At 41.9% G+C, this 20,990-nt stretch carries 17 protein-coding genes; 11 read left to right on the forward strand and 6 right to left on the reverse strand.

The window, feature by feature from the left end; translation table 11 throughout:
* The first annotated feature begins 118 nt into the window (after positions 1-118).
* The 9 genes from PUQ00_RS18650 (at position 119) to PUQ00_RS18690 (ending at position 11,178) form a co-directional block, all read left to right on the forward strand.
* Positions 119-721, forward strand: a complete 603-nt coding sequence (locus PUQ00_RS18650; RefSeq protein ID WP_300419312.1) for a heme-copper oxidase subunit III — start codon at positions 119-121, stop codon at positions 719-721.
* A gap of 739 nt (positions 722-1,460) precedes the next feature.
* Entirely contained in the window at positions 1,461-1,691 is a 231-nt protein-coding gene (locus PUQ00_RS18655) for a hypothetical protein (protein WP_300419314.1), read from the forward strand.
* A 388-nt stretch (positions 1,692-2,079) separates the two neighbouring features.
* Positions 2,080-4,803 (forward strand): TonB-dependent siderophore receptor, encoded by a 2,724-nt coding sequence (locus tag PUQ00_RS18660; protein WP_300419316.1) that lies wholly within the window; start codon positions 2,080-2,082, stop codon positions 4,801-4,803.
* Positions 4,804-5,388: 585 nt separating this feature from the next.
* Positions 5,389-6,408, forward strand: coding sequence for an iron ABC transporter permease (locus PUQ00_RS18665; protein ID WP_300419317.1), 1,020 nt, complete (start codon positions 5,389-5,391; stop codon positions 6,406-6,408).
* Positions 6,405-7,445 carry an iron ABC transporter permease gene (locus PUQ00_RS18670; RefSeq protein ID WP_300419319.1) on the forward strand — a complete coding sequence of 347 codons (1,041 nt, stop codon included), beginning with the start codon at positions 6,405-6,407 and terminating at the stop codon, positions 7,443-7,445. Before PUQ00_RS18665 ends, PUQ00_RS18670 begins: the two co-directional genes overlap by 4 nt.
* A gap of 345 nt (positions 7,446-7,790) precedes the next feature.
* Positions 7,791-8,582 carry an ABC transporter ATP-binding protein gene (locus PUQ00_RS18675; RefSeq protein ID WP_300419321.1) on the forward strand — a complete coding sequence of 264 codons (792 nt, stop codon included), beginning with the start codon at positions 7,791-7,793 and terminating at the stop codon, positions 8,580-8,582.
* 106 nt (positions 8,583-8,688) lie between these two features.
* A complete protein-coding gene (locus PUQ00_RS18680; RefSeq protein ID WP_300419323.1) occupies positions 8,689-9,705 on the forward strand; it encodes an iron-siderophore ABC transporter substrate-binding protein in 1,017 nt (338 codons plus the stop codon).
* Positions 9,706-9,958: 253 nt separating this feature from the next.
* Positions 9,959-10,546 (forward strand): acyl-CoA dehydrogenase family protein, encoded by a 588-nt coding sequence (locus PUQ00_RS18685; protein WP_300419325.1) that lies wholly within the window; start codon positions 9,959-9,961, stop codon positions 10,544-10,546.
* Entirely contained in the window at positions 10,537-11,178 is a 642-nt protein-coding gene (locus tag PUQ00_RS18690; protein WP_300419327.1) for an acyl-CoA dehydrogenase family protein, read from the forward strand. Before PUQ00_RS18685 ends, PUQ00_RS18690 begins: the two co-directional genes overlap by 10 nt.
* Positions 11,179-11,401: 223 nt before the next feature.
* Here PUQ00_RS18690 and nifE read toward each other — a convergent pair whose 3' ends face one another.
* The 5 genes from nifE to PUQ00_RS18715 form a co-directional block, all read right to left on the reverse strand.
* Entirely contained in the window at positions 11,402-12,781 is a 1,380-nt protein-coding gene (nifE, locus tag PUQ00_RS18695) for a nitrogenase iron-molybdenum cofactor biosynthesis protein NifE (protein ID WP_300419329.1), read from the reverse strand.
* A gap of 700 nt (positions 12,782-13,481) precedes the next feature.
* Entirely contained in the window at positions 13,482-13,910 is a 429-nt protein-coding gene (locus PUQ00_RS18700; protein ID WP_300419331.1) for an ABC transporter permease subunit, read from the reverse strand.
* A gap of 376 nt (positions 13,911-14,286) precedes the next feature.
* Positions 14,287-14,664 (reverse strand): hypothetical protein, encoded by a 378-nt coding sequence (locus PUQ00_RS18705; RefSeq protein ID WP_292769143.1) that lies wholly within the window; start codon positions 14,662-14,664, stop codon positions 14,287-14,289.
* Between the two features lie 21 nt (positions 14,665-14,685).
* Positions 14,686-15,093 carry a hypothetical protein gene (locus tag PUQ00_RS18710; RefSeq protein ID WP_300419335.1) on the reverse strand — a complete coding sequence of 136 codons (408 nt, stop codon included), beginning with the start codon at positions 15,091-15,093 and terminating at the stop codon, positions 14,686-14,688.
* Between the two features lie 440 nt (positions 15,094-15,533).
* Positions 15,534-16,748 (reverse strand): NAD/NADP octopine/nopaline dehydrogenase family protein, encoded by a 1,215-nt coding sequence (locus PUQ00_RS18715; protein WP_300419336.1) that lies wholly within the window; start codon positions 16,746-16,748, stop codon positions 15,534-15,536.
* 565 nt (positions 16,749-17,313) lie between these two features.
* Here PUQ00_RS18715 and PUQ00_RS18720 point away from each other — a divergent pair.
* Entirely contained in the window at positions 17,314-18,705 is a 1,392-nt protein-coding gene (locus PUQ00_RS18720) for a substrate-binding domain-containing protein (RefSeq protein WP_300419355.1), read from the forward strand.
* A 61-nt stretch (positions 18,706-18,766) separates the two neighbouring features.
* A complete protein-coding gene (locus PUQ00_RS18725; protein WP_300419338.1) occupies positions 18,767-19,645 on the forward strand; it encodes a substrate-binding domain-containing protein in 879 nt (292 codons plus the stop codon).
* A gap of 99 nt (positions 19,646-19,744) precedes the next feature.
* Here the strand turns inward: PUQ00_RS18725 and PUQ00_RS18730 are convergent, their stop codons facing one another.
* Entirely contained in the window at positions 19,745-20,914 is a 1,170-nt protein-coding gene (locus tag PUQ00_RS18730; RefSeq protein WP_300419340.1) for a transposase, read from the reverse strand.
* Between the last annotated feature and the right edge of the window lie 76 nt (positions 20,915-20,990).

Genomic DNA, 20,990 nt, shown 5'->3' on the forward strand with positions numbered 1-20,990 from the left:
GCGCAGAGGTTCACACAGAGAGTTTGAGATCAGGTATTACGCGATCGCAAACTACTACTTTGCTCTCTTTTCTTTCTCTGTACCTCTGCGTGAGATAAATATATAGGAGTTTCAAGCAATGGACAGTTCCATAATTTCAGAAGAATCAGATCATCCCTCACACGAGCATACCCATGATGAAGAAGGCAGCAAGATGTTTGGCTTCATTGTCTTCTTGCTGTCAGAGACTTTCATTTTCCTCGGTTTTTTTACAGCATATATTGTCTATAAAACAGCAAATCCTGACTGGCTACCAGCTGGTGTTTCTGGACTGGAAGTTAGAGATCCGGCAATTAATACGGTAATTCTTGTTTCTAGTAGCTTTGTTATCTACTTGGCAGAACGCGCCCTTGCACGCCATGACTTGTTGAAATTTCGGCAGTTTCTAATGCTTTCGATCGCAATGGGATCTTACTTTTTAGTTGGACAAGCGATCGAGTGGAGCCATCTTTCTTTTGGCTTTACCACAGGTGTTTTTGGTGGAATGTTCTACTTACTGACAGGCTTCCACGGTTTGCACGTTCTTACTGGCATTTTGTTGCAGATACTTGTTTTTGGTCGCTCTTTCATTCCTGATAACTACGATACAGGTCATTTTGGTGTAAATGCCACTTCTATTTTCTGGCACTTTGTTGATGTCATCTGGATTGTTTTGTTTGTCCTGATTTATATCTGGCAATGACACTCTGTTGTTAGCCACTTATTGGGCTGCTGGTTGTGCAACACTCTTCATTTTGCTCTTGGAGAAACTTCAAACGCTAACTTGTGTTAATAAAAACTTGATCAAGTGCGATCGCTCCAGCATTAAATATTGAAGAAGAATACATTCGTCAGAATAGATTCGTCAGAATGCAATCAGTGGGGAATTCAGACCCGCCACTACGAAAGTTGACCACCAAATTTTCTTGTTTTGTGGGGGTCTTAAACGCCGTTTATTCATCCACCAGTCGCACAAAATACCCAAGTGAATTCTGGCGAATGGCACCTTTATTCTGTTTGATAAAACAGGAGCCGTTGCCAAACCATGAATAATCTCTAATAGCAGAGCATATAGCAATCCTAAATCATTCGTGAAAAATTAGATCCCCGACTTCTTTAAGAAGTCGGGGATCTGGACACTGCGAATTTTCACAAATCAGATAGGATTGCTATATCTACGAATCATATTAGCATTCGTCCGCGCACAATTGATTAAGTCATGAGTGCCAAGCACCTGAGAAATTGGTTGTATTGATTTGTTCCAAGTTGCTTAATTAATAACTTAATTAAAATACCAAAGGCGCATTAGATGCCCTTGGAATAATGAAATTACGAACCCTCTTAGGACATCCCAGGAGGGTTGTATTTTGCAACTAAACCAACAGACTTGAAGCAACTATACGATTTATGCTCGACAATGTAGTCTTGTACCTTAAAAGCCAATGCCAATCGTATTTAATGTCATAGATGCTGAGGATAAAGAGCATTACTTGAACTATGAAGAGATAGAGGAAACAAAAGTAGCTGATGAAGGATTACGCAACGAGGATTACCTCGATGCTCAATGCTTTTTCGTCCTCCTCAAAAATGGAGAGATACTCCTTCTCGAAATGGCTAGACAAAACCAAGTAAGTAAAAACTTTCTTTACCGCTTACTAATGCCAGGAGAATAGCCTCCTTTAATATCTAGGGCTGCCTGGATGCTGACAGTTGCTATTCTTAAATCCATCGTGGACACACGAACCTGTTGCGATCGCAGTCTTTGATCAACTGCGATCGCATTCTAGCAAGTATCTCTAAACTACGTCACAACGACTCAAACCAAGCGATCTAAAGCCATACCAGGACATTTGTTCTATGACGTCAAGTTCCTCTAAAGTAACGCCACACTGTGTAAAAACTCAGATGTCAACATCTTGTCAATAATCTTTATCATCATCATAATTGTCTGGAAAACAAGATAAATGGTTGATTTCCTACTCAATCTTGCTTATACTTCGCAATGTAAATTTTACTTGCGATGGTAAAGAATATTGGCACATAGATTGGTAGGAAAGTGGAATGATCAATCATCGGGGTGTGTGCAATGGGTGTTTGCTAAGTTTGGTAACGAGTGTTTGCGTCGGTTTTGGTAGTAACTTAGTCAAGCAAGAGCCAGCTCTTGCACAGTCCCTAGTGAATAAAGAAGCGATGCCTGCGGCGGGCTACGCCTACGCATCGGTAGTCAGAAAAACCTCTGTTCAATCTGCTTTAGTCACAAAATCGAAAGCGAAGCGGGAGCAAACACTCATATCAGAAGTTCGCCAACTCAATTCTATAGAACCTCCATTCAACAGCACATCATATGTATTGAAGGTCAACAGAGTAAAGAACTTTATCGCTCAACTAAGTCAACCGCAAACAGATGTAGTATCAGTTACAAACGTGAAGGTAAATAGCACTGATCAGGGGATAGAGTTAATTTTAGTTACGGCTAACTCCCAGAAATTGCAAGTTTCACCAAAGACAGAGGGTAACTCCTACATTGTAGATATTCCCAATGCTAAGTTACAGCTTGCCGGTGGGGAGAGTTTTCGACAAGCAAAGCCAGTAGCAGGTATTACTGAAGTAATAGTTACAAATACTGCTGACAACACCTTACGATTGACAATTGTGGGAAAGCAGGGTGCGCCACAGGTACAGTTATTTGATAGTCAGACTGAAGGTTTAGTGTTTAAGGTGAGTACGACAACTTCTACTGCACGGCAGCCAATAACTACGCCTGAAGACAACCAAGAGCCAATAGAACTAGTAGTAACTGGTACTCCAGACACAAGATATCAGGTTCCTGATGCGATTGTGGGGACTCGGACTAATAGGCGGATACAGGATATTCCTCAGTCGATTCAGGTGGTTCCCCGGCAGAGTTGGGAGGATCAAGGAGCCGTTAACGCTATTGATGCCTTAAGAAGCGTCGGTGTTATCCAGGCTTTCAATTCGCCGACCAATGGTGATGTCTTCACCATTAGGGGTTTTCAGACGAGCAACATCCTTCGCAACGGTCTTAAGGACTATACAGCAGGAGCTATATCAGGACAAACACAACTCGCCAACATTGAAAGGTTAGAGGTTCTGAGGGGGCCAGCCTCTGTCCTTTACGGTCAAGGCAATCCGGGTGGCACGATTAACTTTGTGACGAAGCAGCCGCTGAGTGAGCCTTACTTCGCTACCAGTATGACTTTTGGCAGTTATAATTTCTATCAACCAACTTTAGATATCTCTGGTCCTCTCAATTCTGACAAAACGCTCCTTTATCGTTTAAATGCTTCTTACATCAGCACAGAAAGTTTTGTTGACTTTTTTTACAATCAGCGCTATCTAATTGCACCCGCTCTGAGTTGGCAAATAAGTAAAAATACGAAGCTGAGTTTTGAAGGCGAGTTTCGAGACCAGCAGCAGTATCCCAGAACGGGGCTACCTGCTGTCGGAACTGTCTTGCCTAACCCAAATGGAGAGATTCCGCTCAGTCTTAACACATTAGATGAAGATGCCAGAAACAACCGTCGTTCCATTCTATTGGGCTATAACTTTGAACATCACTTTAGTGATAATTGGTCTTTGGTGAATGCTTTTCATGTTAGGTCTATAAGATATAGAACAGATAGTGCCAATTCTGGCTCTCTACAACTTGATGGTCGGACTCTAAATCGCACACAGCAAAACTATATAGGAGCGCCTGCTGCCGATGAAGAGTATGCTCTAGACAACCATGTGGTAGGCAAATTTAAAACTGGCAGCCTTCAGCATGAATTAGTTGCTGGCTTTGATTTGTACAGAGATATTAGTCAGTTCGATCAGACAATGCGGGTTATTGGTTCTATAGATGTGTTCAACCCCGTCTATGGTCAGCCTGTCGGTGGTCTTCGTTCTAGAATGAATCAAAAAACTAAAAATGATCAGCTCGGCTTTTATGTTCAAGATATAGTCACACTTACTAATAACGTTAACTTGGTTTTCGGCGGACGTGGAGATTTTGTTGATAATAAAGTTACCAACTTTTTAAATACAAGTGCCAATCAAAGTCAATCAGACTTTGCATTTAGTCCTCGTGTAGGTCTTGTCTATAAACCTATCCAACCCGTCTCACTCTATGCCAGCTACAGTGAATCCTTCTCCCAAAATGTTGGAACCACATTTGGGGGTAGTTTATTTCAACCCAGTACTGGCACTCAATACGAAGTGGGAGTCAAGGCTGATTTCTTCAGCGGCAGGCTATCTTCAACCTTTGCCTTGTATCAACTGACTTTATCCAATGTTTTGACGCCTGATCCTAACCCTAATCGTCCCACATTTAATATCCAAACGGGTGAACAACGGAGCCGAGGTATTGAACTCAATGTCACAGGGGAGATATTGCCAGGCTGGAATGTGATTGCCTCCTATGCTTACACGGATGGACAGGTGACAAAGGACGAACGATACATTGGCAATCGACTGGTGAACGTCCCTGAGAATAGCGCGAGTTTGTGGACGACTTACACCTTTGCCAAGGGGAATTTGCAAGGGTTAGGGTTTGGACTAGGTTTGTTCTATGTCGGCGAACGGCAGGGGGATCTGACAAACTCGTTCAGTGTACCCAGTTATTTACGCCTTGATGCTGCTGTCTACTATCGAATAAATCGCCTTAGCTTCGCGCTTAACCTCAAGAATCTGTCCGATGTTCAGTACTTCACCCCGCGAACTATTAACCTTGTTTATCCTGAAGACCCATTTATTGTGGAGGGAACAGTAAGTTGGGAGTTGTGACAGAGCACAATGTGGAATGACACGCTTGAAAAATTGATTATTTCCAAATTTTGATGTTTGATTTTATTGGCAAGGTAGTAGTTATATATAGCAATCCGATTTGATTTTTGAAAAAATCTAAGTATATGTAGGGTGTGTTATCGCGTAGCGTAACGCACCTGGAATCAGAGGTGGTGCGTTAGCCTTTGGCGTAACGCACCCTACGTATATTTCAAAAATCAAATATCAGTCCTATATCAGCCAATCGAGTTCTTGATGATTTATTTACTTACATTTTGCACCCACTAGAAGAAACCAGGAGTAAAGGAATAAAGCCTGCAAAAGCATAACCTCATTACTTTTGGCTTGATCGCACGAGTCTTTAGTTATCCGTGAGAAATTAAAATCAGCTTACTTTTGTCAATTACAGAACTTACGCAAAATTATGAAAAAACGAACCGCATTCGCGCAGCGTCTCGTTAGAGAAGGACGCAAAGGACACAAAGAAATAAGCTTTCAGAGAGTTATTGCGTAAGTCCTAAATTAGTAATTATGCTTAAAAGTTAGGAAAAGCAGAGATCCGAAGTTAACTCTTGTCACAAATCCATGAACACAAATATTTCTCACCCTGAAAAATACTACATTCGCATTTTCAGCTTAGGTATAGGTATCTTAGTGGTGTTGTTAGGTATTTTCGCCAGCATTTCTTACGGTGCAGCTGACATTCCCATTGCCAAAATACTTACTGCATTCACTAACTATGATGACTCTACCGAACACATAATTATCCGGTCGATGCGCCTACCGCGTACACTAATTGCAAGTATGGTCGGTGCTAGTTTGGCTATAGCTGGGGCATTAATGCAAGGACTGACTCAAAATCCCTTAGCCGCACCAGGAATCTTGGGGAGCAATGCAGGTGCAGCCTTAGCAGTGGTGACAGTGGTTTTTGGCTTGGGTACATCTTCACCAGCCCTGATTACCCTTGTAGCATTTCTCGGAGCCTTAATAGCAGCCTTAACTGTTTACTCCCTTGGTTCTCTTGGACAAGGAGGCTCAACACCATTGAATCTGACTATTGCTGGTGCAGCTTTAACTGCCTTACTATCTTCAATTACCACAGGCGTACTGATTTTAAGCGATCGCACTCTTGAAGAAATCCGCTTCTGGTTAGCAGGTTCTCTGGCTGGACGAGACTTCAATCTATTTCTAACTGTGTTGCCCTGGATGATAGTAGGATTATTAACAGCTTTTGCCTTGAGTAGACAAATCAACGTCCTCAGTTTAGGAGAATCGGTAGCCACAAGCTTAGGTCAGCAAACAGGTTGGATCAAGTTGGCAACAGCATCGAGCGTTGTAATATTGGCAGGGAGCGCTGTCGCATTAGCAGGGCCTATAGGCTTTGTCGGTCTGGTAGTTCCCCATCTAGCGCGGGGACTAATGGGTGTTGATTATCGTTGGGTATTGCCTTGTGCAGCTGTGTTTGGTGCAGGTTTACTAGTATGGGCAGATTTAGCAGCGCGTTGGTTAATTAGACCCCAAGAATTGCCTGTTGGCGTGATGACAGCCCTTTTGGGTGCGCCCTTTTTGTTGTATTTAGTGCGTTGGCGGGTGAACAGAGGATGACAACAATTCCAAATTCCAGATTCCAAATTCCAAATTCAATACTCGGCAATTTGCCTGTAACTAGAGTATTGTTACTATTGCTATTATTCACCGTCGCTGTCTTGGGGATCAGCCTCAGTTTGGGAGCTTATCCGGTGCCGCCAGCAGATATAGTGAAAGCTGTTCTTGGTTTACCAACTCAAGACTCAGAATCTGCCTTTGTTGTTGTTACCCTGCGTTTACCGAGAGTGTTAATCTCCTGGTTGGTAGGAGTCGGCTTGGGAACTGCGGGTGCAATTTTACAAGGATTGACACGTAATCCTTTAGCTGACCCTGGCATCGTTGGGGTAAATGCCGGTGCAGCCTTAGCGGCGGTGACTTTGATTGTATTATTTCCGGCAGTATCCACTATGTATTTGCCCCTAGCTGCCTTTGGTGGTGCTTTTGTTGTCGGCTGTCTGATCTACTTACTAGCTGGCACGGGAGAAAAATCACCTCTGCGTTTAGTTTTAGTAGGAGTAGCACTTGCAGCAATTATGGGAGCTTTCACGACATTAATGTTGACTTTCGGTCAAATCACCGACGTTACTAGAGCATTAGTCTGGTTGGCGGGTAGTGTGGCTGGTAAAAGTTGGGAGCAAGTCTGGCAACTGCTACCTTGGATAGTTATCTTCCTTCCCTTTGCTTTACTGCTGACACGAGAACTTGATACTTTGCAACTGGGTGATGCAATAGCTAAAGGACTCGGTAGCCGAGTCACATGGCAAAGAAGCAAATTATTATTAGTGAGTGTGGCGCTGGCTGGGTCAAGTGTGGCGATCGCCGGTACAATTGGCTTCGTTGGATTAATGGCTCCCCATTTGGCACGTAGACTTGTGGGGCCAATACATAAAAACTTACTGCCAGTTGCCGCCTTAATCGGAGGATTGTTGGTAGCAGCAGCAGATTTTTTGGGTAGGACTTTATTTTCTCCGATAGAATTGCCATGTGGTTTGCTAACTGCTGCCTTAGGAACGCCTTATTTTATCTATTTACTGTATCAAAGGCGGCAAACATGAGTAGGAAAGAAGAATCTGATGTCAGGTATTTTTACCAAGTGCAGGACTAAATAACCAACATTATTGGTAATATTATCGTAATATGATCTAAATATCTATCCTGAAAGGCGATCGCTAACTTTAGGGGAATATTTGGTTTCTGATGACCAGATTTTCACAAGATGCTCTGCTCAAGCATTTTGACTAGCTTGATCAATTGGATTTTGGTCATTCCCCTGCCAAGAATCATTCGTTGGATTCAAAAGCGTTCGTAACAAGGCACTACGCGGCAGTGTGATCTGCCATCATCAGCCGCTTTGCAGCTACGCACTTTCAGACCACTTATCCTTGCAATCAGAAAGTCTTATGGACAACACAGTCCTTGAAACCCAACATCTGAGTCTGGCTTACGATCGCAAACCCATCATATCCGGTCTTAACCTGTTAATTCCCACTGGACAAATTACTGCTCTAGTTGGCCCGAATGGCTGCGGTAAATCTACTCTACTGCAAGGTTTAGCCAGATTACTCAAACCTCATATTGGTGCTGTATATCTTAATGGTGCTGATATTTTTCGACAGTCAACGACCAAAGTTGCACAACAACTCGGTATTCTTCCTCAAGGGCCAGTTGCACCAGAAGGATTGACTGTGCGAGATTTGGTAGCACAAGGTCGTTATCCATATCAAAAAAGTTGGCTGCAATCTTGGACAACTGAAGATGAACGTCAAGTCCGCAAAGCACTAACAACTACAGACCTCAACGAATTAGCCCATAGAGCCGTAGATACACTTTCTGGCGGACAGAAGCAACGTGCTTGGATAGCCATGACTTTAGCGCAAGATACGCAGATTCTACTATTGGATGAACCGACAACTTTCTTAGATTTAGCTCATCAAGTGGAAGTACTAGAGTTGCTGTGGGATTTGAATCAACTTGAGGGGCGAACAATTGTCATGGTGTTGCACGATTTGAATCAGGCGTGTCGTTATGCTCATCAGCTAGTAGCTTTACGTGATGGCGCTGTTATGGCTCATGGAACTCCAGCAGATGTCATGACAGAAGAAATGGTGCAGGAGGTGTTTGGATTAGCTTGTCGAATTATACCAGACCCAGTAGTAGGAACTCCTTTGTGTTTACCTCTAAAAAAGAAATGATCACACGGGTTTTGAGGTAGAGCTATCTCCTAATTGCAATACAACCTCTTGCACAGTCAAGACGCGATCGCTCTACCATAATCTCTATCTTCTTCACTTTGTCAATATGCCTAAGTTCTGCTTTTTTCTGCTGCTCACGCTGTTGGTGATTTCTGCTTGCAGTTCCTTTAGTCGTCAATTACCGACCCGCAATATAGCCGTCGTTCCTTCAACTCAAACATCACCGCCCGTCCATGTAGTCAAACACGCAATGGGTCAGACTCAAGTTCCCGTCCATCCTCAACGAGTCGTCGTCATAGATCCGTGGCTAGTGGAAATACCTCTAGCTCTAGGAGTCAACTTAATAGGCGCTCCAGATCCAGCTAAAACTCTCCAAGGGCTAGGGTTAGAGGATAAGCACCCAGGCGTTGAAAACATTGGTGCGGTTCTGACACCGCCGAACATGGAGAAGGTTATAACTCTCAAGCCGGACTTGATCTTAGGTACGACGCGCAACCGGGATACTTACAGTTTATGGTCTCACATTGCACCCACCGTTTTGCTGAAGGTGCAAAGCAATGGAGACTGGAAACAACCGTTTATGCCAGCAGCAAAAGCTCTGGGGAAAACCGAGACAGCAAAACGTTTGATGGACGATTACAACATACGTTTAGGCGAATTCAAACAAAAGATGGGTTCCCGACTCAAAAAAACTTTAGTTTCCGTTGTGCGCCTCATCCCAGAGACGATTAACCCGTTAACCAAAGGTGCATTCTCTGGAGTAATTATAGAGGATGCTGGTCTAATGCGTCCTCCTTGGCAAAATCTGGATGCTAAAGCAACTAAAAAGAAAGCAGGCAACCCCGTTGGCTACAATATCTCTCCAGAAGTCCTTACCCAGATAGATGGTGATATCCTATTTATAGTGCGCTACGGCTTCAAAGACCCTGCACAGTCAAAGATAGCTGTCAATCAACTCATGGCAGAACCTCTGTGGTCAAAGCTTAATGTAGTTAGGCAACGTAAAGTTTATGTAGTTGATGATTTTTATTGGCTCACTGGTAGCTATCTATCAGCTAATCGAGTTATTAATGATTTATTTACTTATATTTTGCACCCACTGGAAGCAACTAATAATAAATGAATAAAGTGTGCAAAAGCGTAACATCATTTTTATTTATGGTTAATTTTCGAGTTGTCAGTCTCAACTCTACATGAGAAAAGGCAAACAGTATGTAATTATGTTTTTATTTATGCTTATTCCCATACTACTTTTATTTGCCAACATAATTATTCTTCATACCGCATTAAAATAACCTACTTCCAAAAATTGCCATAAATCAACTAGTGCAAGATATAAGATTAGCAACTAAAAACAAGTCGATTACCTCTATTAAATGATATTTAATCTAACTCTCAATAAGCAAACTCTGATTGAGCGCATTAGCCAACTTGCACGCGATAAGTTCGCCTCTCGCGCCGCTGGTTATGACCACAATGCTAGCTTCCCAAAAGAAGATTTTGAAGACCTTTTTCAAGCAGGTCTGAATGCACCTGTTGTGCCAACTGAATACGGTGGTCTAGGGTTAGGACATGATAGCGATATCTTTACCCTGTGGATGATGACTAAGGAACTGGCAAAAGTGGATTTATCCCTAGCCCGTTGCTGGGAAGGACATGCAAATGCCCAAGTTTTACTAGCGGCTATGGCTAATGAGTCTCAGAAAAAGTGCTGGTTTGAGGGTATTGTCCAACGTGGCGAGAAATGGGCGGCTTGGAGTGGAGAACCCCAGTCTCAGATTCCAGGTCAAAAAGCCAGCTTTGGCACAAGTGTTCAAGTGGTAGATGAGGGATATATCATTGATGGTACAAAGGTATTCGCGACCAGTGCCCCAGAAGCACAGTGGGCAATTCTCTTGGTGAATACAGCAGGGCCTGGGGGAGCGCGTCATCGTAATGGGCACCAACATCAGTGTTGTTACTAGCCTGCAACTTATCCGACCCCAGTATTAGCTTTGATGATAGTTGGTGGCAACCAATTGGGATGAGAGGTACAGTAAGTTACTTAGTTCGCTTTGAAGGTACTTTCATTCCCAAAGAAAATTTGATTGGCTATCCAGGACAGTATATTCAACAGGAGTGGCAGACGCGGTTTACACCTCTGTATGGTGCTGCTTTTCTCGGAGCTGCTGAAGGAGCCTACGATTATGCTTTAGCATACATCAACAAACAGGAAAAAGGACACGACCCCTACGTACAACACCGAATTGCTAAGGCAGCAATTAATATAGATACTATGCATTTATGGCTGCGGCAGGTAGCCACTCTTTGGGAAACAGGCCAGGTCTTAGGGGCAAAACAAGCAGGCAATCGCGCCCGTTACATAACTGAACAACTGGCTTTGGAAACGGTGAACGACTGCATACATGCTTGTGGATCTCGCTCCTTGATTAAACCGAGTCCCGTGGAGCGAATATTGCGAGATTTATCCTTTTACGTATTACACGATAATTGCGATCGCGTTTTGTCTTCAATTGGTCAGGAAATTCTGGGGCAATCCTTTGATCGTGCCTATTTCAACACCCACCCAACTCGCCAAGAAGACCTTACGGAGTAAAAGTTTTATAATATAAAATACACCATAAAGATTGAGGCAATTTGTGGTAAAAAATATCGGTCGTGTGATTCTGTCGCTTACAGGACTAGCCCTTTCAAGGTAACGCGGTTTAAAAGTTATTTATTGAACCACAGGGGCGCAGAGAACACAGAGAAAAGAGGAATTATTATCCAAAAATTTTACCCACCTTGAAAGGGCTAGTCTTAGCTTGACAAATAATTTCTCAAGCGACATCATGGTTAATTTTTTCATCCCAAGGAGCAGGTTTGCTGACTTGCTCCCACACAGGACTATACAGGGCTTTATACAATTCTCGTGCCAGTTCCACCAGCCCTATATAACCAGCGTAGGCATGATGGCGTTCATGGTTAACATCCAAAAAAGGAATTTGTGCTTTGAGTGCTGTATATTTATTGCCAGTTCCAGTAATCAGCACATCAGCTTTTGTATCCTTTAAAACTTGTAGTAATCCTTGCGGTGTTGCTTCGTGTAAAACAATGCCATCTTGACCAAGATATTGTTTAATTTTGGCTTTCTCCTCTTCTGTAGTCTTGGCGTTAGTGGTAGCAATCACTTCCATTCCCAAATCTTTAGCGGCTAAAATAATCGACCAAATTTTTACACCACCAGTACAAAGAATAATCCGCTTGCCTTTCAACTGGGCACGGTAGGGAGCTAGGGCAATATCTAGGGCTGCGTTTTCTTCTCTTATCAACGATTCTGTACGTTCTTGAAGATATTTATCCCCTAATGTTGCTGCAATATTTCGCAAGCAATGGTTTAAGTTTTCCACACCGAAGAAAGATTCTTCAATATAAGGAATTCCATAAAGTTCTTTCATTGTTTGCGCCATTGGCAGCACTACATTTGAGCAAATGACTACATTCAACTTGGCACGATGAGCATAGCAAACTTCTTTATAGCGAGCATCACCCGTAATTTTGGAGAGAACGCGTATACCCAATCTCTTGAATAGTGGTAAAACATTCCACAAATCACCAGCAACGTTGTACTCACCAACAATATTGATATCGAAAGGGGTAGTAAATTCTGGTTCTGCCGTTCCGATTACATATTTCAATAAAGTCTCATTACCGATGCGATTACCTAAATTTTTACTACCAAGAAATCCAGGCGAATTTATATAGACAACCGGAATATCAATTTTCTGTGCAGCCATTTTACAGACACTATCAATATCATCACCAATCAAAGCGGTAATACAAGTAGCGTAGACAAAAATAGCCGCAGGATTATAGCCTTGAGCAACATCGAGAATAGCTTTGTACAGTTTCTTTTCACCACCAAAAACGACATTATTCTCACCAAAATCAGTAGTAAAACCAGTTTGGTATAATTGAGAGCCTGATGAGAGGCTACCATGAGTCGCCCAAGGATTATGAGTACAAGCAACAGCACCATGTACTAAATGAACAACATCAGTAATAGCTCCCACAGAAACCATCGCTCCATCTAAAGGACAATTCCCTTGGTTTGCACCTGGTTGTGGTGGTTTTGTGCAAGTTAGTTTTTTCTTGTCACCCAATTTTTTTTGGTTATGTTTGCAAGCTGTTTCGTTGATTGTTACTTGAGTATTTTTCATGGCTTTCCTCGTACTGAAGATTAATACAAAAGAGTCAAGATTTAGGAGTTACAAGGCGCAATGTCCCTTGCCAAATTATTTGTTAGCTTTATTTATTAGCCTAAAATGTACTCTAGATAAGCAATAGCCGAAATCTTTAATCCGAGTAGCACGTATGTATCTCAACAAGTACAGTTTTTGCTACTAACAGCACGAACGCAAAGATGATCGTTTTTTAGCTTTAGGTTGAGACTAATTTGGCAAATGGTCATTTAATTTGTTAAGCGACACAATAAATATTCTTCGAGGCTTTGTATTCTTAGAATAAAAATTATTTGAGTTTCTTGACTTAAGAATCCTAACAAAAACTGTAATTAATAATAGTAAAAATCATAACAAATATGTGAATTTATATTGCAATATTAAGCATAAAAGCAGTTACAAATAGACAGTTCTGTCTAGATTTAAAGCTATAATTATTATACTAAAAGTTTTATTATTAGTAATGGTAATAGACAGACTATTCTAACTGTGTATGAGGAGATGAATAATTTAAATTCTCCGTTGATTATGGATGTTTTTTTTTGAAAAATCGGCGATAATTGCTCAAATAAAAACAACACAAAAAGTGCATTTATTGGTTTTTGAGACTCTCTATCTAATGACTAATTCTAACTACAAATACTGTTTTTAAAGTTATTTTGCCTTGTTCGGTGATAGTTTAACTACGTTTCATACCCCATTTTTGCACTGTTTTGATTTCAATTAATCGAAAAATATAATCGACAGCTAAACCCAAAATTGCAATTACCACTAATGCGGCAAATACGCGATCAGTTTGCAGAAAGTTGCGACTATTATTAATCTGCCATCCCAAACCGCTAGTAGCACCCCCCGAACTAAACACTAACTCAGATGCAATCACGGTGCGCCAACCAAAAGCCCAAGCAGTTCTCAAGCCTGTTAAGATGTGAGGCAATGCAGCAGGGAGCATAATTTCTCGAATCAGTCTGAAACCATCTAGACCCAGGTTTTTTCCTACCATAAGAACCGTTGGGTTGATGGTACTGAGTCCCATTTCTGTATTCAGGGCAATAGGCCAAGTTGTAGCATGGGCAGTAACTACGATCGAGGAAGGCTCTTGGCTCAATACCGTATGCCACGGCCTTATTAGTGAGCCACTTTTTATATTGCTCCTGTGAGACTTTTCGACTATCTATTACAGCTAGGAGCAAAAAACAAGGTCTTTATTGTTCTTTCGGATGTTGAATTTTGAGGCTAGAATACGCTATTCTTATACAGCCACAATGACTTCAGCCTTTTTTGATTCGAGCCACATTGTAAAAGTTTCCGCCGTTACCTCTGAAACTGTTAGGTCGAGTGCCATAATATAGTTTAATTTTGCGGAGCATTGTTTAGATACTCAAAAACTTGAACTATATATAATTGAACTTATTACAAAAACGGGAGTCAGGACTGCGATCGCAGTCCTGACTCCTTACCCTCTACAATGATTATTATTCCTCTTAGTCCGGCCGATAGTAAAACTCCCGACACAGAAAATTAGGTTGGCTGCCATCCTTGAACTTGTGAAACGCAGCAATAACCCACAAATCTTTGTTCATGTTCGCTGCCAACAAAGATTCCACTGAATCGTGATCGTATCTTGCACAGAAAGCCTTCTCATTAATATTATCTACAAACGGTGTCACCTCAGTTTCACCCCAATCTTTGAGGGACTCGGCACCATAAGCGTGCATAATAATTTGCTCATTATGCTTGGTTAGGGTAAATTTCTCGATCCATGTAGTCTTGGTGTTGGAGTTTATCCAGGTTCCTAAATAAGGCGTGAAATCAATCACGGTGTCTTTGGGCTGGTTTCCGTAAATTTCGTTTCGTTCCATCTTGAAATCTTCCTCTTCTTACTAGCGATGAAAAAACTCACGAGCAAAATGATCAGTTCGACCACTACTATCTACGTAGCGGGTATAGGACTGAATTACCAAGATTCCCAATTTTTGGTTTGCCACCAGATGTGTCTCAATGCCGTCTAGCTTGTAAAAAGCGTGGAATCCTCCTGCTATAAGTGAGTTTCCGACAGCGTAAGCCACTGCCTCAGTCTCACCCCAATCAATTGGTGAGGGTTCGTTGGCTCCATAACCCTGAAACACAAGGCGACCATCTTTTTCAGTCAGAACCACCCGCACCAAATAATTAGTATCCGATTTAGTATTGACCCAATTACCTACTAAAGGTGATAGTTCTATTGGCTCCTTGATACTAGGGCGTTGGTCAGCCTGCATATAGTGTGCGTATTGAGTTGTTTGTGTCATTAGCTAACTCTCTAACGAATAAATTGCACCATTCTAATAATAAATATAAACCACTTATTAACGTACATATAACTAAGATAATATTTTATTAATAAATTAATTATATCCTGATTTATAAAATAGCAAATTGTAGATAGAATTTATTTTTAAGGAGAAAATTTCATAAGTTTATAGCTGTATTTCCTCAATAATCTCCTTGCCTTAATCACTTGACTAAGAGCTATTTTATAATTGTCACAACCCAGATGATTGAAGTAGTTAGACAAAATTAATTATATAATTTTTTCCAAATTATCAAAGAAATTTTTCAACATATGCGATAAAAGTTTTCCAACTAGAGTAAGCATTTTATCAATACGTTTATATTTAATAGACTGCCACAAAATCTCAATCAAATTCAACTTTGGGGAATAGCAGGGCAGTTAAAGATGGTAATACCATTAAAGTTGTTGACTAAGCTGATGCCGATCCAATTCCAGAAACTCAGCGTTCCACTCTAGAGGTATGTCAAGGAACTTATTTCCGATTGTGATGCAACTGTCCAGAAATGGTGTTTCTACTCCAGTTAGGCGAGCTAAAACTTGTAGGGGAAAACAGCCATAAGGCAGATCCTCAACTAAATAGCGGTGATGAGGGTTACACAGCGTCGTATTGGAGTAGGCTCCAACCTGCTGCATATGTTCATAAAGCGATGATCCGGTGGTTCCATATGCGATTTGATAGTGGCTTTTGATATCAATTAAGTTGAGGACTCCCAGTGCTTCACCTACTGTCATACGATCGCGATCGAGGTGGTCAATTAGTCCAACAGTACGCGAACCAAGGTTATCATAGAGATTGTAATCCTCACCAGATTCCCATCTAGCTAATGAAACCAGAAGCAGGGGAAGGTGGATAATGTCATTAACTTTATTAAGATTAATTTCTAAAACCGAAGCAGCAGCCCATAAATTACTAAACACAGCTTGGTAAGCGCTCACAATTCGATTTGTCATACTTCGGTTCTGAGCCGCCACAAAGAATTTGTTGGTAAGTGTGCTAATCCTAATTTTATCCTCCGTATTACCGCGACTGACGAAAGGAGTATTGTTGACATCACCCACAGCAGGCAACTGTTCTTTAGCTATTCCCAGTCTCTGGAGTACCTTACAAAAAACCCGACCTGCAAAGCGACTAGCACAGAAAACCAGAACGTTCATTTGAGGATTGACATATTCAGCTAGAATCCTGGCGTAGGGTTCGATGTCTTGACCCCGACAACAGATCAGGACGTTGAGTGGAAGTTTACCACCATTTAGTGCAGCCAACTCATAAATGTTATTAGAACAAGCTGCAACTAAATAACTTCCGGGACAAACTGATCCAATTGAGTGAATGGTTTTTGTCTGGGCAACAATGGAAGAACGGCGAGAGAAAAGGTAAACAGTATGTCCTTGATTACTCAAATAGGCAGCTGTCGCTAAACCAATGTGTCCTTTACCTACAACTAGGTATTTAGTCTGTAGCATGTGCTCAGTAATCAATTTTTGAAATGCAATGCCTGTCTTGAAAATTTCAGATGCCTGCGGCGGCTTCCGCCGTTGGCGTAGCCCGCCGCTCCGACTTTTTGCTGTGGCAAGCGGAGCCATCACTAATAAAAATCTGATGGTTGACATATGGACACAGGTAGGTTGAACGAAAATATTTCGGCTTAAAATCCTTCATCATTCCGACAAAATCAGGACAAATTCTGTAGCTATAAATACACTTTTCATAAGAAAATACCAGGGAAACTTTTTATTATTTTAGCAATTATTTTGGCTAGGTGTATGATATGCTTGCTACGAAGGGATAAAAAATAGTAATAAACTAACAAAAAGTCTAGAAATTACTTGACTTCCCGCAAAAACAAAAATTTGGCAAGTATTATGACAAGATGTATATAAAATTACAAAAGCATTAACACGACTTCCAGCAGAAAAGGCACACACTATAGCAATCCGATTTTATTTGGTGAATCACTCATAGAGATAGGGAACGGTGAAGAAATAATAAAGGTGTACTGAGTTTTTTCAAAAATAAAATAGAAGTCCTATAGAAAACCTTGCTATTACTTAGGCAGTCAATCATGAAAAATTTCACCATCAGTTATGAAAATCGGCTTTCCCCTACACCCTTTTTCAAGTCAGATTAAATGAGATATGTCCGCTACGGCTTTTTCTAACGGAGAGATACAGCTTCATAAAACAGGATATGAATATTTGCAATAACCTGAAGGCAATTAGGAATCGTCTGGGGATGAGTCAGCAAGAGTTAGCTAATATAGCTGGCGTAACCCGTCAGACTATTGGTGCTGTGGAAACGGGACAATGTGCGCCTTCTGTTACTATTTCTTTGCGTTTAGCTAAGGCACTTGGTTGCCAAGTTGAGGACTTATTCTGGCTAACAGAGGAGGATTTACCGAAAATTGAGGCGATTCTTGCCGATTCGTCCCCTAACCTACAGCAATCACAAGTTATTGTAGCGCGGATTGGGGATCGATGGATAGCTTATCCCCTATTAGGCAGAGATGCTTTTTGCATCGAAATGATTCCATCTGATGGTGAAGTAGTTGCGGTGGACGGGTTAAGAGGCATAAACAAACTGCTGAACCCGGAGGGTGAGATAGTTGCAGTCAGCCACGCCATTGTCGGGAGTGGTGTTAGCGCAAGCGAATCGGTAGCGAGTCTTCTCCCAAGGGGAGATGCCAAAGGCGAACGAGCGTCCGTAGGAGCATCACCTGTAGGGGTGGACGGGTTCCCCAATATAAGCAAACTGCCATTACCGTCAGTGTTAGCAAAGAACGAGCTTCAGGTGGAGGGTGAAGCACAGAACCAGACAGGTACAAATAAAGTCCTGGTTCGGCTTCTGGATAATATGGACAAATTGCACAACACAGTTGTGATTGCTGGTTGTACACCTGTGCTTTCCCTCTTAGCAAGAGCAACTCAACGCTGGTATCCGCAACTGCGAGTTCATTATCGTTTGACTCATAGCAAGCCTGCATTGCGTAGTCTATGCCGAGGTGAAGTTCACATTGCAGGGATGCACTTATATGATCCCGAAACTGAGGAACATAACATTCCCTTTGTGCGAGAAGCTTTAGCTGGTAGGAGTGCAGTTTTAATTACCCTTGGAGTTTGGCAAGAGGGATTATTAGTCCCACCAGGAAACCCAATGGGAGTTAAAACAGTTTCCGACTTAGTAGAATTTGGAGCAACTGTTGTCACCCATGAAGTGGGTTCTGGCAATCGGATGCTTTTAGAACGGAAACTGCAAGAAGAAGGAGTGCCATTGGAGGCTATGAAAAGATTTGACCAAATCGCTCACAACCATCAAGATGTTGCTTTATCTGTAGCTTCAGGAATCGCTGATGCAGGTATCAGTACGGCATCTATAGCTGCTACCTTTGGTTTGGGATTTATTCCCCTTCATAGTGCGCGATACGATTTGGTGATTTTTAAGGAATATTTGCAAGAATCACCAGTACAGCAGTTTCTCAATATCTTAGGAAATCGGCTAGTGCGATCGCAATTACAAATTCTCGGTGGTTATGACATCAGTAAGACTGGGGAAGTTGTAGCAAATCTTTAATGATTTTGTGTAACAGCTTATTACTGTGTCAATGCGTAAATCATATATTTTTAGAGGTTCTATGATTCGGAGAATTTTCATTGCATGTTTGGCGTGTTGCTTGGTGATTCTGAGTGGTGAAGCTAGTGATATACTGGTCAAGCAAAAGCCAGCTATTGCACAGTCGTCAACTAATAAAAATGTGATTGTGGCGATGACAACCAGCATTGAGGACAGTGGGCTGTTAGATGATTTAGTTCCGGCGATTGAAAAGAAAACAGGATATACACTGAAAAAGGTTGCAGTCGGCACCGGACAAGCTTTGGCTCTGGCTCAAAAAGGTGAGGTTGACGCGCTATTTGTCAATTCACCTAAAGCCGAACGCAAAGTTTTGGCAGGTGGAGCAGTAATTAATCGACACTTGGTAATGCACAATGACTTTGTAATTGTTGGCCCAGATGCAGACAAGGCAAAGATCCGAGGGAAAAAGAATGCTGTAGAAGCATTCTCCCTGATTGCCAAAAATCAAGCATTGTTTGTATCGCGGGGTGATGACTCAGGTACTAACAAACTAGAAAAAGATTTATGGCAACAGGCAAAAGTCACACCATCAGGCAGTTGGTATCAGCAAACAGGTTCAGGAATGGCGCAAACTTTGCAAGTCGCTAATCAAAAACTAGGATATACCTTAGCAGATCGAGCAACCTATATATTTCAAAAGAAAAACCTGTCTTTGCCAATACTGGTGCAAGGAGATAAGAAACTGTTAAATCTGTACCATGTCATGGAAGTAAATTCTCAGAAATTCCCCAAAGTGAACAGTGCAGGAGCTAAAGCATTTATTAATTATGTCTTATCTCCTGAAGGACAGACACTGATTGCAGCCCACGGGAAAAAAGAGTTCAAACAACCGCTATTTTATGTTGATGCAGGTAAAACAGAGAAAGATTACGGCTTTTAGAAAAACTTGAGCATCAGATCGTTAAGGGTTGCTTGACTGCATATTTGAGTATTCTTTCCCAATTTTTTAAGAGATTTGTATTTGTAAGCTTACCCCGGTCTAAAGACACCGGGCTTTCAGTAGCCCTGAGCTATCGGTACTGAGTTCACAGCACAAATAACCCGAACCTCCAGGCAGGCTTACAGACTGCCCCAAAAGAGAAATCATTTTTGCACCATTCAAATCAGCGTCACCATGCCAAGAACAGTTACCACACTTGAAACGCTTATCCGACCTCAACCCAATGTACAAGCACTGGTGGCAGGTTTGGCTAGTGTAGGCTGGTGGCACTGCAACTACTTCCACTCCTTCCTTAATGCCCTTGTACTCAAGGAAGTACCGCAATTGATAAAACGACCAAGAATTAGAGCGTCTGCGCTCAACCTTGTTTCTAGGTTGCTGATTGGTGCGCTCCCTAATCCCTGTCAGGTTTTCAATAGCAACAATTGCTTTGGTGGATTTCGCTTGCTGAATAATTCGGTAGCTGATTTGATGGTTGAGCCATTGCTGAAATCTTCTCTCACGCCCCGACAGCCGTTGCAAAATCTGTCTCGCTCGACGGCGAGTAGATCTTGTGCCTTTCGACGCAATATGTTGGAGAGAAGTCCTTACCCTAGAGAACTTGTCTCTAACATCATTGATTTGTTTCCCGTCCCATTTGTCGCCGTTACTGGTTACGGCGATATCTCTACGCCCAAAATCCACACCAATAACGTTGTTTGGTTTAAGTGGTTGGGGTGCTTCATCTTTGATTTGAATATGAATGTAGTAAGAATTATTACGATGTTTACACAACTGCGCCGATGTCGGGGAACTACCTTTGAGCTTTCCTCTTTGGTAATTGCCGACATCAATCTTGATATGCTCCCTACTATCCAGCAAAGTCAGGCTAACACTCCAGTCTTTCTCCCTAAATGCAAAAATTCTAGCGTCGTAGTCGGCGCTAGTAGGCTTAAAGTCTTTGACTGGTTTACTTTGCTGCTTTGCTGTTTTGCGGTTCGCCCCTACTCTGGCACAAGCCCTAACAGCCAAATTAGCAGACAACCCAAACAACGAACGCAAGTCTTGATAGACCATGTTTTGAATGGTTGTCTTGCTTGTTATTTGAGGTTTAACTTGCTGATTGGCATAGTTGCAAGCATCCGCAAACGCCTTCAAAGTTGCCTCTATTTGGGCAACTTGTTCAGGAGTGTGGTTAAGCTTGCAAACTAGTGTCAGTACTTGTTCCATAAGATAAGTTATATCACAGGTGATGGCTATTTTTAAATAGCCGAGTCTTGTTTCCTCTGCGACCTAAAGGTGCGCG

The sequence above is a fragment of the Nostoc sp. S13 genome (assembly GCF_029379315.1).
Taxonomy (GTDB): Bacteria; Cyanobacteriota; Cyanobacteriia; order Cyanobacteriales; family Nostocaceae; genus Nostoc.

Excerpts from the sequence above, each read along its gene's own strand:
- PUQ00_RS18650 (WP_300419312.1), top strand. The coding sequence starts at position 119 with ATGGACAGTTCCATAATTTCAGAAGAATCAGATCATCCCTCACACGAG.
- PUQ00_RS18655 (WP_300419314.1), top strand. The coding sequence starts at position 1,461 with ATGCCAATCGTATTTAATGTCATAGATGCTGAGGATAAAGAGCATTAC.
- PUQ00_RS18660 (WP_300419316.1), top strand. The coding sequence starts at position 2,080 with ATGATCAATCATCGGGGTGTGTGCAATGGGTGTTTGCTAAGTTTGGTA.
- PUQ00_RS18665 (WP_300419317.1), top strand. The coding sequence starts at position 5,389 with ATGAACACAAATATTTCTCACCCTGAAAAATACTACATTCGCATTTTC.
- PUQ00_RS18670 (WP_300419319.1), top strand. The coding sequence starts at position 6,405 with ATGACAACAATTCCAAATTCCAGATTCCAAATTCCAAATTCAATACTC.
- PUQ00_RS18675 (WP_300419321.1), top strand. The coding sequence starts at position 7,791 with ATGGACAACACAGTCCTTGAAACCCAACATCTGAGTCTGGCTTACGAT.
- PUQ00_RS18680 (WP_300419323.1), top strand. The coding sequence starts at position 8,689 with ATGCCTAAGTTCTGCTTTTTTCTGCTGCTCACGCTGTTGGTGATTTCT.
- PUQ00_RS18685 (WP_300419325.1), top strand. The coding sequence starts at position 9,959 with ATGATATTTAATCTAACTCTCAATAAGCAAACTCTGATTGAGCGCATT.
- nifE (WP_300419329.1), bottom strand. The coding sequence starts at position 12,781 with ATGAAAAATACTCAAGTAACAATCAACGAAACAGCTTGCAAACATAAC.
- PUQ00_RS18705 (WP_292769143.1), bottom strand. The coding sequence starts at position 14,664 with ATGGAACGAAACGAAATTTACGGAAACCAGCCCAAAGACACCGTGATT.
- PUQ00_RS18710 (WP_300419335.1), bottom strand. The coding sequence starts at position 15,093 with ATGACACAAACAACTCAATACGCACACTATATGCAGGCTGACCAACGC.
- PUQ00_RS18715 (WP_300419336.1), bottom strand. The coding sequence starts at position 16,748 with ATGTCAACCATCAGATTTTTATTAGTGATGGCTCCGCTTGCCACAGCA.
- PUQ00_RS18725 (WP_300419338.1), top strand. The coding sequence starts at position 18,767 with ATGATTCGGAGAATTTTCATTGCATGTTTGGCGTGTTGCTTGGTGATT.
- PUQ00_RS18730 (WP_300419340.1), bottom strand. The coding sequence starts at position 20,914 with ATGGAACAAGTACTGACACTAGTTTGCAAGCTTAACCACACTCCTGAA.